The sequence below is a fragment of the Winogradskyella sp. genome (genome assembly GCF_965656915.1).
Taxonomy (GTDB): Bacteria; Bacteroidota; Bacteroidia; order Flavobacteriales; family Flavobacteriaceae; genus Winogradskyella.
Genome location: NZ_CBFHMI010000069.1, coordinates 1 through 12,226 on the forward strand (window position 1 = coordinate 1; position 12,226 = coordinate 12,226).

The following is a 12,226-nucleotide window of genomic DNA, read 5'->3' on the forward strand; positions in this document are numbered from 1 at the left end:
AAACCTTCTGAGATGGCGAACCTCATGAATGCCATGTATGCTTATAATCTACAACTAAAACAACAGATTATTAATGGTGAAACGCCAGTGTCAATGCCATTAGATATAATGAAACTACATTCTGCAGAAATGAGTAACGGTCATGGAAGAACCGCTACATGGAATAGTTTTGTAAACGTTTTTATTGAAGCACAACAATCTGTTGCTGATACCTTAGCGAATATAGAACTCAAGGCGCGTTATAATAATACGATTAATAATTGTTTGGCATGTCATAAAACTGAATGTACAGGACCAATTCCTAAAATCAAGAAATTATTGATTCAGTAGGTTTTGAAGCGTAAAATAATTACAACATCAGACGGTTCTAAAACTATTCAAATAGAAGATTGGAATGAGCAATACCATTCCATTCATGGTGCAATAAACGAAGCAAACCATGTGTTTTTAAATCATGGTTTGCTTTTTTATTCTACACTTGTTTCAGAATCTAGCTCCATTAACATCTTAGAAATTGGCTTTGGTACAGGTCTTAATGCCTTTTTAACTTTACTCGAATCCGAAAGGCTAAAGCAAAATATTAACTATGTTGGTGTAGAAGCTTACCCAGTAAAAGAAGATGAAATCAATCAACTCAATTATGTAGAATTAATTTCTGAAGAACATCAAGCTGAATTCAATAAAATTCATAATACTCCATGGGAAGAAACTCATGAAATTTCATCACGATTTAAACTTAATAAGCAACAGAAGTTCTTTAAAGATATTGATACTAAAAACAAATTCGATATCATTTATTTTGATGCTTTCGGTGCACGTGTACAACCAGAACTTTGGACAGAGGATATCTTTGCGATTATGTTTAATGCGCTTAAAAACAATAGTGTGTTAGTTACCTATTCGGCCAAGGGAAGTGTTAGAAGAGCTATGCAGGCTGTTGGTTTTGAAGTAGAAAGACTACCTGGCCCACCTGGTAAACGCGAAATGTTGAGAGCTCAGAAAAAGAGCTCATAGCATATATTGAAACTTATTGAGCTATATTTAAGTGCTATCAAACGTTAAATCCAAACTAAAGTTCTAATCAGCGGTTTTTACCTTTTGTATCTTTACGAAAAAGAGAGAATGACCGTTTTAGTTACAGGAGCAACAGGATTAATAGGGCAGGAGATTGTTAAACAATGTCATAACGAAGGCATCAAAGTACATTACCTCACAACTTCTAAATCCAAATTAAGTACAGAAGCTAATTATAAAGGATTTTATTGGAATCCAAATACTAATAAGATAGATCACACATGCTTTGAAGGTGTGTCTGCAATTATTAATTTAGTAGGAGCATCTATTTCTCAGCGATGGACCGATGATTATAAAAGAGAAATTCTGGAAAGTCGCACAAAAACCGCTCAACTATTACAAGAAACTATTAAAGCCAATAATTATACCATAGATTATGTGGTTTCTGCAAGCGCAATAGGTGTATATCCAACAAGTTTAACTAATTATTACGAAGAAGGTTTTTCTGAGGTATCTGATTCTTTTTTAGGAGAGGTTGTCGAAAAATGGGAGACGGCTATAGAAGGGTTTAAATCATTGGGCTGTAAAGTAGCAAAGATTAGAATAGGACTTGTTTTAGCCAAAGATGGTGGTGCACTGCCAGAAATTGTAAGGCCAATTAAGTTTGGTGCAGGAGCTGCTTTTGGTAATGGAGAACAATGGCAAAGCTGGATTCATTTAGAGGATTTAGCAGGTATTTTTCTTTATGCTTTAAAGTACAATTTAGAAGGTGTTTTTAATGGCGTCGCACCAAACCCTGTTAGCAATAAAGAATTAACAAAATTAGCTGCAAATATATTACAGCGACCATTAATATTACCAAACATACCTAAGTTTGCAATGAAATTGATTTTAGGAGAAATGCATATTTTGCTTTTTGAAAGTCAACGAGTAAGCTCACAGAAAATTGAAAATAAAGGGTATAGTTTTAAGTTTGTTAATTTACGACCTGCGCTAGAAGACTTACTGCTTGATTAGATTAGACCTTTAAGATAAAGTTTATAAAAGTAGTGACTTCTTAAACATCCTTGCAGACTAATAAAATTGAGAGAATTTGATCTACTTTCTAACAATTACTATTACCTGAATGTTTCCAATAAACTATTTGAGGTAAACATTTGTAACTAACTTTTCGACTGTTGGGTGATTATTACCACCGCTAGGTTCAATAGTAATATTTAAAGATTCAGCATGATCAATATAGTTCATTGCCATTAAATTTTGATTTTTTGAAATAACTCCCATATTAATCATTTCACCTTCTACATCAGCCCACATTTGGTAGTCGTGCTCATTATCTAAGTCTGGCAGACGTTCGGTATTAATGACTACAGATTTAGTATCATGATTTATATAACCAATTACCTTAGCTTTTGGGGATAAGTCATTACCATTCAAAATATATTTATCAGTTTCAGGATGAGCTATTACCGCATATAGTGTCGTCTTGTCCTTAAGCTGTTTATTGAGGTTTTCAATAGTGGAATTCAATTCAATTTTTTCGCTTTCAACCGTTTGTAATTGCTGTTTTACATCATTGAGTTGATTGTACATCCAAAAACTACCTACTAATAACAAAGCAGCAATACTTGCGGCGATACCTAAATAGATTTTTGAGCTGTTGTTTGCTTTTAAGTCAACAACTTTAGTCTCATTAGTAGGTGCTGTTATATTTTTAATAAGTTGAGTTTTTACCAATGCTGGTGGTGTAATCGCATTTTCTAAACCTATAGTTTCAAAATCTTGTTCTAGTTGGTCAAAATGAGCTTTAATTTCAGTATCAGATGCCAACAATTGCTCAATTAGTTCGCATTCATTGACGTTGAGTTCTCCGAGCAAATATTGCTCTAGCAATCCGTTTTCTAATAGCGTCTTCTTATCCATCATCACAGCGCAGTTAGTATTAGTAATATGAGGCTTAAGGTCTTAGAATAAGTTTCTCTAACTTGTTTTAAGGCCTGCCGCACGTAAGATTTAAATGTTCCTAAGGGCACATCCATTTCTATGTGTGCTTCTCTGTGCGTTAATCCTTTAAAATAAACGAGCTCGATAGCTTCCTTATGGTGGTCTTCTAATTTCTTTATCGCACCATTGAGTTCTAAATACTTAGGATCTATACTAATAGCTACCTCTTTATTAGTATATACACTAAAATCATCGGTTTGGATGAGCGGGTCGTTTTTTCTGATTACATTTAACGTTTTATTTCTTGCAATTCGATATATCCAGGTATAAAATCGTCCTTTATTGGTATCGTAGTTTTCGGCTTTATTCCAAACCGTCATAAAAGTATCTTGTAATAAATTTTGTGCTTTGCCTTCGTCGCGTATCATTTTTATAATCACACTATAAATGGCACCAGAATATTTGTCATACAATAAAGATAGCGCACGCTCGTCTTTGTTTTTTAATTGATCAATAAGAGCGTTATCGTTGTGCATTAGTGTTAAAGATTTCCCAAAAATAGAGTGTTGCTCATCCAGAGCTAAAAAGGCTGTGTAAATATAAATGAAAGCACTTCAATAACGAAATTAAGTGCATTAATAGTTTAACCAATAATTAAAAAAATTATGAAAAAGTTAGTTTTTATTTTAACCACATTTGTTGCTTTAACCGCATCTCAAACAGCAACAGCACAAAAAACAATTGTAGATGCAGCAGTTAGTAATGAGAATTTTTCTACTCTAGTAGCCGCATTAAAAGCAGCAGATTTAGTTGAGGCTTTACAAGGAGATGGACCATTTACAGTGTTTGCTCCAACAAATGATGCCTTTGCTAAAATAGATGAAAATGCATTAGCTGACTTATTAAAACCAGAAAATAAGAAAGCATTAACAAATATATTAACCTATCATGTTATTCCTGGGAAATTAATGGCTAGCGATGTTGTAGCAGCGTTAAAGAAAGGAAATGGAAAAGTAGAAGTAAAAGCATTAAATGGAACTGTATTAACAGTAATGCAAAAAGACGGAAAAATTTGGTTAAAAGACCAAGCCGGAAATTACAGTGAGATCACAGCGACAGATGTAGCAGGAAGCAATGGAGTGATACACGTAATTGACACTGTAGTGATGCCAGAATAGTAAGTTTAGTGTATTTATAGTTAGTGCATTACTACAAGCTATTAATCAATATTTTGGTTGATGGTGATTGATTAATAGCAATGCAATTTTAGTGATAAAATTGCTATGAAAAGAAAAAGCACTTACAACTTGTAAGTGCTTTTTCTATGCTATAAATTCTGAGTTGTTTAAGCTTTAGTTGCGACTAAGGTTACTTTTAATTCTACGTCATCGTTAATAAACTTATCTCCTAAGTTATCAAAGAAAGACTTTGAACCATACTTAATATTCCATTTAGAACGGTCAATTGTAAACGATTCGCTAGTTAACATCATCATATCATCTTTCATTTCTGTACTCACAGGAATGCTGATATTATTAGTTGCATCTTTCATCGTTAAATTCCCAGAAAGCATAGTTTTACCATTTACAGTTTCAATACCTGTTACTTCAAATTTTGCAGCAGGATATGTTTCAACGTCAAAAAAGTCTGGACTTTTTAAATGACCTGATAATTTTGCATTCCCCTCGTCTTCCGCAGGTATATCAGTGACTTTAAGACTATTCATGTCAATAGCGAATGTGCCACTTTCAATGGTACCGTCATTAACATTTACCATTCCTTTAGCGATGCTAAATGTTCCGTTATGAGATCCTGTAGGTTTAAACCCTTTCCATTCAATCATAGATTTACTTGTGTCAGCCTTGTAACGCACAGCTGTTTCCTCTGCTACAGCTGCTGCTTCTGCTTCCTTTGTTTCTGCTTCTTTTGCTTTGTCTGCACAGCTAGAGAATGAAACTAAAGCTACAATTGCAAAAATTCTTAATAATGTTGTTTTCATGTCAGTGTTTTTTATTTTTTGTTTTAAGCTTGCAAAGTTAAGCATTCGCTAGCGCAAACATTACTAAAAAAATGTTAATGACATTTTGACATTTTTATAATAATGGCAGTACTTTTGCCATCTGTAAATCGAAGATTTTAAAATTTAAACTCAAAATGAGTAAAAAGAATAAAAATAAAAAAGCAGAAGATCCTCAAATAGAGGATAATGCAACGGCTACAGCAGAAGCTGAAGTTGAAGCGCAAAAAGATAAAAAATCTGCAGAAGAACAATTGCAAGATCAGCTAGCTGCAGAAAAAGATAAATTTATGCGTTTGTTTGCAGAATTTGAAAATTACAAAAAGCGAACGACGCGAGAACGCATTGAATTATTTAAAACGGCTAGCCAAGATGTAATGATTGCTATGCTGCCTGTTTTAGATGATTTTGAACGTGCGCTAACGCATATAGAAGAAGATAAAGAAGCTGAAGAATTAAGAAAAGGCGTGCTATTAATTTACAACAAACTTATCAATACGCTAGAACAAAAAGGACTTTCTAAAATTGAAATCAAGAAAGGCGATAATTTCAATGCAGACGACCATGAAGCAATAACTCAAATACCTGCTCCAAGTGATGATTTAAAAGGAAAGATCATTGACGTCGTAGAACGTGGTTATAAATTAGGCGATAAGGTCATTCGTTTTCCAAAAGTGGTTATAGGACAATAATAAAAGTTTTCCGTACTAACGGAGTTTAAGTATGAAAGAAGATTATTACGATATATTAGGAATAAGCAAAAACGCATCAGATTCTGAAATTAAAAAAGCTTACCGTAAGATGGCTCTAAAATATCATCCAGATAAAAATCCAGATGATAAAGAGGCAGAAGATAAGTTTAAAAAGGCAGCAGAAGCATATGAAGTTTTAAGTAATGCCGATAAAAAAGCTCGCTACGATCAGTTTGGTCATCAGGCCTTTGATGGTTCAGGAGGCTTCGGAGGAGGTGGCATGAATATGGATGATATCTTCAGTCAGTTTGGAGATATTTTTGGCGGAGCATTTGGCGGCGGATCTGGATTTAGCGGTTTTGGCGGCGGTGGAAGACAGCGTGTTGTTAAAGGAAGTAACTTGCGAATTAGAGTAAAACTCTCGCTAGAAGAAGTGGCCAATGGAGTTGAGAAAAAGATAAAAGTTAAACGCAAGATACAAGCACCTGGTACAACGTACAAGACATGTTCTACTTGTAAAGGTTCTGGTCAGGTAACCAGAGTTACTAACACTATATTAGGAAGAATGCAGACTTCTGCGCCGTGCCAATCTTGTGGAGGTGCAGGTCAGACCATAGATAAAAAACCATCTGATGCAGATGCTCAAGGCTTAAAAGTTGCTGAAGAAACAGTTTCTGTAAAAATACCAGCTGGCGTCGTAGATGGAATGCAGTTAAAAGTAACTGGTAAAGGAAACGATGCACCAGGTAATGGTATTGCAGGTGATTTATTAGTAGCTATTAGTGAAGAAGATCATCCTACATTAAAACGTGAAGGTGATAATTTACATTACGATATGTACGTTAGCTTACCAGACGCAGTATTAGGTACTTCTAAAGAAATTGATACTGTTACTGGTAAAGTTAGAATTAAAGTTGATCCAGGAGTACAATCTGGAAAAATACTTAGATTAAGAGGAAAAGGAATCCCTAGTATCAACGGTTATGGTAAAGGTGACTTATTAGTTCATGTAAACGTTTGGACACCAAAGACTTTAAGTAAAAAGCAGAAAGATTTTTTTGAAAGTATGAAAGACGATGAACATTTTGAGCCAAAACCAGAGAGCTCAGATAAATCTTTTTTCGAAAAGGTTAAAGATATGTTCTCATAAATATCCTTCTGTTTAAGAAAAAATACTATCTTTGAATTATCGCTAATGCTAATTAGCGGTAATTTTTCTTTTTCATAGCAATTTTTTCCCATCCTTATCTAACCATAAGGGTGGGTTTTGTTTTTTATAACAAATTGTAAATACTTAGCGTTAGCGGAGTTTAATTAGTCATGGATTTATGCCAAATAACTCTATTACATTTAATATATTTACATTCTAGCCTAACCAAAAAATTGATTTACATATGAACGACTTATTAGTTGCCAATTCCGTATCAAAAAATTTCGGAAAATTTAGAGCACTAAATGAAGTATCTATTGCCGTTCCCAAAGGCAGTATATTTGGCTTGCTTGGTCCTAATGGAGCAGGTAAAACAACACTTATTCGTATCATTAATCAAATTACAATGCCAGATGAAGGTGATGTTTTTTTAGATGGTCAACCACTTAAGCCAGAACATATTAAAGATATAGGATACTTGCCAGAAGAACGTGGGCTATACAAGTCTATGAAGGTTGGTGAACAGTGTTTGTATTTAGCACAATTAAAAGGCCTTAGTAAATCTGAGGCAAAGAGCAGATTAAAATATTGGTTTGAAAAGTTAGAAATTGGTGATTGGTGGAATAAGAAAATTCAAGAATTAAGTAAAGGACAGGCGCAGAAAATTCAATTTGTTGTTACGGTATTGCACAAGCCTAAACTTCTCATATTTGATGAACCATTTTCTGGTTTCGATCCTATCAACGCTAATTTGATTAAAGACGAAATCCTTCAACTAAGAGATGAAGGAGCTACGGTAATATTCTCAACACATCGCATGGAATCTGTAGAGGAATTATGCGACCATATAGCATTGATTCATAAATCCAACAAGGTGTTAGATGGAAAATTAAATGATATTAAACGTGAATTTAAAACCAATACATTCGAAATTGGTTTGCAATCAAACAATAGTGAAGCTGTAATGTCTGAAATTAAAAATAATTTTGAAGTATTACCAGCAACCTTCAAAAATTTATATGACGATATTAAATTGAACGTAAAGATTGATGATAAGACGTCTCCAAATGACTTATTATCATTTTTAACAGCTAAAGCAGAAGTACATCATTTTGTAGAGGTAATACCTTCAGCTAGTGATATTTTTATTCAAACTGTAAAAAACAATTAAAGGATGAATCATTTACCACTTATAATAAAAAGAGAGTATCTCACTAAGGTGAAAAACAAATCGTTCATTATAATGACATTCTTAAGTCCATTGATAATGATTGCTCTTATTGCTCTGGTTGCTTATTTATCACAATTAAACAATGATAAAAAACGTACAATTTCAATTTTAGATGAAACCGGTTACTTACAGGATGTCTTTCAGAATACAGAAAATACAACGTATACAAGTCTAAATGGGCTAAGTCTAAAAGATGCTATTGAATTAGTTAAAGAAAAAGAAGATTACGGTCTGTTGTATATTACAAGTGCACAAGACTTGGATGATGTTACAAATAATATAAAATTCTACTCGGAAGATACACCTTCACTCACGATTATTTCAGGATTAGAACGTCGAATTGAAAAGCGGCTTAGAGAAATGAAACTTCAAAAAGATGGTGTGACTTTAGAGCAGATTGAGGCTTCAAAAACGAGTATTGATATTGCTCAAGAAAGTTTTGAAGGTGAAAAAAGTTCTAAAATAGACAACGTTGTAAAACTCGCATTTGGCGGCATAGCTGGTTATTTATTGTTCATGTTTATTATTATTTATGGAAACATGATAATGCGAAGTGTTATAGAAGAAAAAACCAGTAGAATAATAGAAGTTATTATTTCTTCGGTAAAACCTATTCAATTAATGATGGGTAAAATTATTGGGACCTCACTAGCCGGAGTTACTCAATTTGCCATTTGGGTAGTTTTAGGAGGTGTATTGATGGTTGTTGTTTCTGCAATAATTGGCATAGACTTATCTCAAGCTTCAGCACCACAACAAGAAATCATGAATCAAGCCATGGAGTCTGGTGGTCTACAAAATGCTATAGAAGATGGTTTTACAGCTATTAGAAATTTACCATTGATAAATCTGGTAATAGCATTTATGTTATTTTTTATTGGCGGCTATTTATTATATAGTTCTTTATATGCCGCAATTGGTGCAGCAGTAGATAATGAAACCGATACACAACAGTTTATGCTCCCTATTTTAATGCCTTTAATTTTAGCTGTATATGTGGGTGTATTTACAGTCATTGAGGATCCTCACGGTACAGTTTCTACAGTATTCTCGTTTATACCGTTTACGTCACCAGTTGTAATGCTAATGCGTATTCCGTTTGGCGTACCATTATGGCAACAAGGATTATCATTGATTTTGTTAATAGGTACTTTTATTTTCGCAGTTTGGTTTGCTGCTAAAATTTACAGAGTAGGTATTTTAATGTATGGAAAAAAACCTACATATAAAGAATTGTTTAAATGGTTAAAGTATTAAGATGGCCAAAATCAAAGATATACTTAATTATAGTTTTAATTTTTCGGAGGATGTTTCAATAAGCGTCAGAGGAATACTTTTTGTGCTCCTTGTTATACTTATAACATCAATTGTTTTAAAAATAATAAGACGACTAATTACTCGAAATTTACCAAAAGAAGACAAAGCTAAGTTTGACACTGTTTTCTCCTATGGCAGATGGATAATTTATCTTATTTTTCTTCTAGTTACACTTCATGCCATCGGAGTTAATGTCACAGGTATTTTTGCGGCTTCTGCAGCACTATTAATTGGAGTTGGTTTGGCACTTCAAACACTTTTCCAAGATATAATCTCAGGTATTTTTATTCTTGTAGATCAATCAGTTCATGTAGGAGATATTATAGAATTAGATGGTAAGGTTGGTCGAGTTGAAGAAATCAAACTAAGAACAACAAGAGCTGTAACTATTGATAATAAGGTGTTAGTTATTCCTAATCACTTATACCTTGCCAATTCATTATATAACTGGACACAGAACGGAACTCTAACCCGTGAGAATGTCGAAGTCGGAGTTGCATATGGTAGCGATGTGCAATTAGTAAAGAAACTCTTATTGCAAGCTGCTGCTTCACACTCGGAAGTCATTGCAGATCCTGAACCACTCGTAGTATTTACAAATTTTGGTGATAGTGCTTTGAATTTTAAATTAATTTTCACATTAAATGATAGTTTTAAAGCTACCTTTCCAAAGAGTGATATTAGGTTTGAGATAGATCGATTATTTAGAGAAAATAATATTAAGATACCATTTCCTCAGCGCGATGTACATCTTATTCAAAAATAAACGACCTATATGATTTTACGCTTTTCAAATTGTTATACCATACTCATTTTGGTTTTAGTATGCACTTTTCAATTTGTTGAAGCACAGTTAACGGATTTAGCCCGACTCGAATATTCATTTATACCAAGCACAAGATCAGAAGATCAGTATACAAGATTAAGAGCGTTAATAAATTATCCTATAGAAGTTAAGGAAAAGGATTACCTAATTATTGGTGCAGAATACAATAGAATATTACTCAATCTAGAAGAAAATTATCCCTTTAATACAGAGCCTCTAAAGCGATTGCATGTTATAGACTTAAGTTTTGCATATACGTTTAAATCTAATTCTACATGGAGATTTGGATTTAAAATTAATCCCAGGATAGCATCTACCCTTACAAAGACGTTAACCATGGATGATTTATTTCTCAATGGTGGTGCTTACATGATTAAAGATAGGACAGATGCAACTGATATTCCAAAACCTTATCGCTTAATCTTAGGACTGACTTATAACACAACTGCAGGTGTCCCTTTTCCACTACCCTTTGTTAGTTATTACAGACGCGTCAACGAGAATTGGTCATTTAATGCGGGTGTACCTAAGTCTAATTTAAAATACTTTATTAACGAGAGAAACATGGTACAAACTTTTGTAGTATTAGATGGTTATTATGCTCATTTACAAGAACCAACTTCTGTAAATGGTGAGAGTGTAGACAATATTTCTCTTTCAGTTGCAGTTGGAGGTCTTGGTTACGAATTTTACTTTACAAAACATTTAGTAGCTTATTCTTATCTTGGGTACACGTTTAGATTGAATAATGTGTTGCGAAATAGAGACAGAGACGAGATTTTTAAGTTAAATGACTTAAATGCATTTTATTTAAGAACAGGAATAAAATTTAAAATATAAATATGTCAAAAATATTAATAATAGAAGATGAAGCAGCTATCCGCCGAGTTCTGGTAAAAATTCTATCAGAAGAGAGTGATAGCTATGAGGTCGAAGAGGCAGAAGATGGTCTTGTGGGAATAGAGAAAATTAAAAAGGATGATTTCGATTTAGTATTGTGCGATATCAAAATGCCAAAAATGGATGGTGTTGAGGTATTGGAAGCCGTTAAAAAGATTAAACCAGAAACTCCTATGGTTATGATTTCTGGTCATGGAGATTTAGACACGGCAGTAAATACGATGCGCCTAGGTGCGTTTGATTATATCTCAAAACCGCCAGATCTAAACCGTCTTTTAAATACCGTGCGTATAGCTTTAGATAGAAAGGAACTCGTTGTAGAGAATAAAAGACTTAAGAAAAAGGTAAGCAAAAACTACGAGATGATTGGCGACAGTAAAGCCATTGCTCGTATTAAGGACATGATAGATAAAGTTGCGCCTACTGATGCAAGAGTGCTGATAACAGGACCAAATGGTACTGGTAAAGAATTAGTGGCGCATTGGTTGCACCAAAAAAGTAAACGTTCTAAAGGACCAATGATAGAGGTTAACTGTGCTGCAATTCCGTCAGAACTTATTGAAAGTGAGCTATTTGGTTATGTAAAAGGAGCATTTACCTCTGCGAACAAGGACAGAGCAGGTAAATTTGAAGCTGCAAATAAAGGAACCATTTTCTTAGATGAAATTGGTGATATGAGTTTATCGGCACAAGCAAAAGTATTACGCGCACCGCAAGAAAGTAGAATACAGCGCGTAGGAAGTGATAAAGATATAAAGGTTGATGTTAGAGTCGTTGCAGCTACGAACAAAAATCTTAAAAAAGAAATTGAAGATGGTAAGTTTAGAGAAGATTTATACCATAGATTGGCAGTAATTCTCATTCAAGTACCTTCATTAAATGATAGACGAGAAGATATTCCGTTATTGGTAGATTATTTTGCTAATAAAATTTCACAGGAACAGGGAACAGCAAAGAAATCCTTTTCGGCAAAGGCGATAAAACTCTTACAAAATTACGATTGGACAGGTAATATTAGAGAATTGCGCAACGTAGTTGAACGATTAATTATTTTAGGAGGTAAGGAAGTGAGTGAAGCTGATGTAAAATCGTTCGCATCAAAATAAAAATTAGAATATGAAAAATGTAAATATTG

At 33.7% G+C, this 12,226-nt stretch carries 14 protein-coding genes; 11 read left to right on the plus strand and 3 right to left on the minus strand.

The annotated features are described in order from the left end of the window. The 3 genes from ACTG3Y_RS12180 to ACTG3Y_RS12190 all read left to right on the plus strand — a co-directional run. Window positions 1-330, plus strand: a 330-nt coding sequence (locus tag ACTG3Y_RS12180; protein WP_439153198.1) for a hypothetical protein, incomplete at its 5' end; no start/stop codon positions are given. A 3-nt stretch (window positions 331-333) separates the two neighbouring features. Beyond that, on the plus strand, window positions 334-1,014 hold the full coding sequence (mnmD, locus tag ACTG3Y_RS12185; protein ID WP_439153199.1) for a tRNA (5-methylaminomethyl-2-thiouridine)(34)-methyltransferase MnmD: 681 nt from the start codon (window positions 334-336) through the stop codon (window positions 1,012-1,014). Between the two features lie 108 nt (window positions 1,015-1,122). Further along, window positions 1,123-2,031 (plus strand): TIGR01777 family oxidoreductase, encoded by a 909-nt coding sequence (locus ACTG3Y_RS12190; RefSeq protein ID WP_439153200.1) that lies wholly within the window; start codon window positions 1,123-1,125, stop codon window positions 2,029-2,031. Window positions 2,032-2,154: 123 nt separating this feature from the next. Here ACTG3Y_RS12190 and ACTG3Y_RS12195 read toward each other — a convergent pair whose 3' ends face one another. Continuing rightward, on the minus strand, window positions 2,155-2,940 hold the full coding sequence (locus ACTG3Y_RS12195) for an anti-sigma factor (protein ID WP_439153201.1): 786 nt from the start codon (window positions 2,938-2,940) through the stop codon (window positions 2,155-2,157). Beyond that, the gene (locus ACTG3Y_RS12200; RefSeq protein WP_439153202.1) at window positions 2,940-3,494 is read right to left on the minus strand and encodes an RNA polymerase sigma factor; all 555 of its coding nucleotides are present in this window, start codon (window positions 3,492-3,494) and stop codon (window positions 2,940-2,942) included. The genes ACTG3Y_RS12195 and ACTG3Y_RS12200 overlap by 1 nt, the downstream gene beginning before the upstream one ends. A 129-nt stretch (window positions 3,495-3,623) precedes the next feature. Between ACTG3Y_RS12200 and ACTG3Y_RS12205 the strand changes: the two genes are divergently transcribed. Beyond that, window positions 3,624-4,136 carry a fasciclin domain-containing protein gene (locus ACTG3Y_RS12205; RefSeq protein ID WP_439153203.1) on the plus strand — a complete coding sequence of 171 codons (513 nt, stop codon included), beginning with the start codon at window positions 3,624-3,626 and terminating at the stop codon, window positions 4,134-4,136. Between the two features lie 167 nt (window positions 4,137-4,303). On the opposite strand, the gene ACTG3Y_RS12210 is transcribed toward ACTG3Y_RS12205, so the two are convergent. Beyond that, window positions 4,304-4,957, minus strand: coding sequence for a YceI family protein (locus ACTG3Y_RS12210; RefSeq protein WP_439153204.1), 654 nt, complete (start codon window positions 4,955-4,957; stop codon window positions 4,304-4,306). Window positions 4,958-5,112: 155 nt separating this feature from the next. Here ACTG3Y_RS12210 and ACTG3Y_RS12215 point away from each other — a divergent pair, with 155 nt between their 5' ends. From ACTG3Y_RS12215 to ACTG3Y_RS12245, 7 genes are all read left to right on the plus strand, one after another. Next, the gene (locus ACTG3Y_RS12215; protein ID WP_439153205.1) at window positions 5,113-5,667 is read left to right on the plus strand and encodes a nucleotide exchange factor GrpE; all 555 of its coding nucleotides are present in this window, start codon (window positions 5,113-5,115) and stop codon (window positions 5,665-5,667) included. Between the two features lie 31 nt (window positions 5,668-5,698). After that, window positions 5,699-6,817 carry a molecular chaperone DnaJ gene (gene dnaJ, locus ACTG3Y_RS12220; protein ID WP_439153206.1) on the plus strand — a complete coding sequence of 373 codons (1,119 nt, stop codon included), beginning with the start codon at window positions 5,699-5,701 and terminating at the stop codon, window positions 6,815-6,817. A gap of 244 nt (window positions 6,818-7,061) precedes the next feature. Next, window positions 7,062-7,988 (plus strand): ABC transporter ATP-binding protein, encoded by a 927-nt coding sequence (locus ACTG3Y_RS12225; protein WP_439153207.1) that lies wholly within the window; start codon window positions 7,062-7,064, stop codon window positions 7,986-7,988. 3 nt (window positions 7,989-7,991) lie between these two features. Continuing rightward, the gene (locus ACTG3Y_RS12230; RefSeq protein WP_439153208.1) at window positions 7,992-9,305 is read left to right on the plus strand and encodes an ABC transporter permease; all 1,314 of its coding nucleotides are present in this window, start codon (window positions 7,992-7,994) and stop codon (window positions 9,303-9,305) included. 1 nt (window position 9,306) lies between these two features. After that, the gene (locus ACTG3Y_RS12235) at window positions 9,307-10,131 is read left to right on the plus strand and encodes a mechanosensitive ion channel family protein (protein WP_439153209.1); all 825 of its coding nucleotides are present in this window, start codon (window positions 9,307-9,309) and stop codon (window positions 10,129-10,131) included. A 9-nt stretch (window positions 10,132-10,140) separates the two neighbouring features. After that, window positions 10,141-11,031, plus strand: coding sequence for a DUF6268 family outer membrane beta-barrel protein (locus ACTG3Y_RS12240; protein WP_439153210.1), 891 nt, complete (start codon window positions 10,141-10,143; stop codon window positions 11,029-11,031). Between the two features lie 2 nt (window positions 11,032-11,033). Next, window positions 11,034-12,197 carry a sigma-54-dependent transcriptional regulator gene (locus tag ACTG3Y_RS12245; RefSeq protein ID WP_439153211.1) on the plus strand — a complete coding sequence of 388 codons (1,164 nt, stop codon included), beginning with the start codon at window positions 11,034-11,036 and terminating at the stop codon, window positions 12,195-12,197. Window positions 12,198-12,226: the final 29 nt, after the last annotated feature.

What these genes read in the sequence shown, in the direction of transcription:
- ACTG3Y_RS12190 (WP_439153200.1), top strand. Translation starts at nt 1,123, where the DNA reads ATGACCGTTTTAGTTACAGGAGCAACAGGATTAATAGGGCAGGAGATT.
- ACTG3Y_RS12195 (WP_439153201.1), bottom strand. Translation starts at nt 2,940, where the DNA reads ATGATGGATAAGAAGACGCTATTAGAAAACGGATTGCTAGAGCAATAT.
- ACTG3Y_RS12200 (WP_439153202.1), bottom strand. Translation starts at nt 3,494, where the DNA reads ATGCACAACGATAACGCTCTTATTGATCAATTAAAAAACAAAGACGAG.
- ACTG3Y_RS12205 (WP_439153203.1), top strand. Translation starts at nt 3,624, where the DNA reads ATGAAAAAGTTAGTTTTTATTTTAACCACATTTGTTGCTTTAACCGCA.
- ACTG3Y_RS12210 (WP_439153204.1), bottom strand. Translation starts at nt 4,957, where the DNA reads ATGAAAACAACATTATTAAGAATTTTTGCAATTGTAGCTTTAGTTTCA.
- ACTG3Y_RS12215 (WP_439153205.1), top strand. Translation starts at nt 5,113, where the DNA reads ATGAGTAAAAAGAATAAAAATAAAAAAGCAGAAGATCCTCAAATAGAG.
- dnaJ (WP_439153206.1), top strand. Translation starts at nt 5,699, where the DNA reads ATGAAAGAAGATTATTACGATATATTAGGAATAAGCAAAAACGCATCA.
- ACTG3Y_RS12225 (WP_439153207.1), top strand. Translation starts at nt 7,062, where the DNA reads ATGAACGACTTATTAGTTGCCAATTCCGTATCAAAAAATTTCGGAAAA.
- ACTG3Y_RS12230 (WP_439153208.1), top strand. Translation starts at nt 7,992, where the DNA reads ATGAATCATTTACCACTTATAATAAAAAGAGAGTATCTCACTAAGGTG.
- ACTG3Y_RS12235 (WP_439153209.1), top strand. Translation starts at nt 9,307, where the DNA reads ATGGCCAAAATCAAAGATATACTTAATTATAGTTTTAATTTTTCGGAG.
- ACTG3Y_RS12240 (WP_439153210.1), top strand. Translation starts at nt 10,141, where the DNA reads ATGATTTTACGCTTTTCAAATTGTTATACCATACTCATTTTGGTTTTA.
- ACTG3Y_RS12245 (WP_439153211.1), top strand. Translation starts at nt 11,034, where the DNA reads ATGTCAAAAATATTAATAATAGAAGATGAAGCAGCTATCCGCCGAGTT.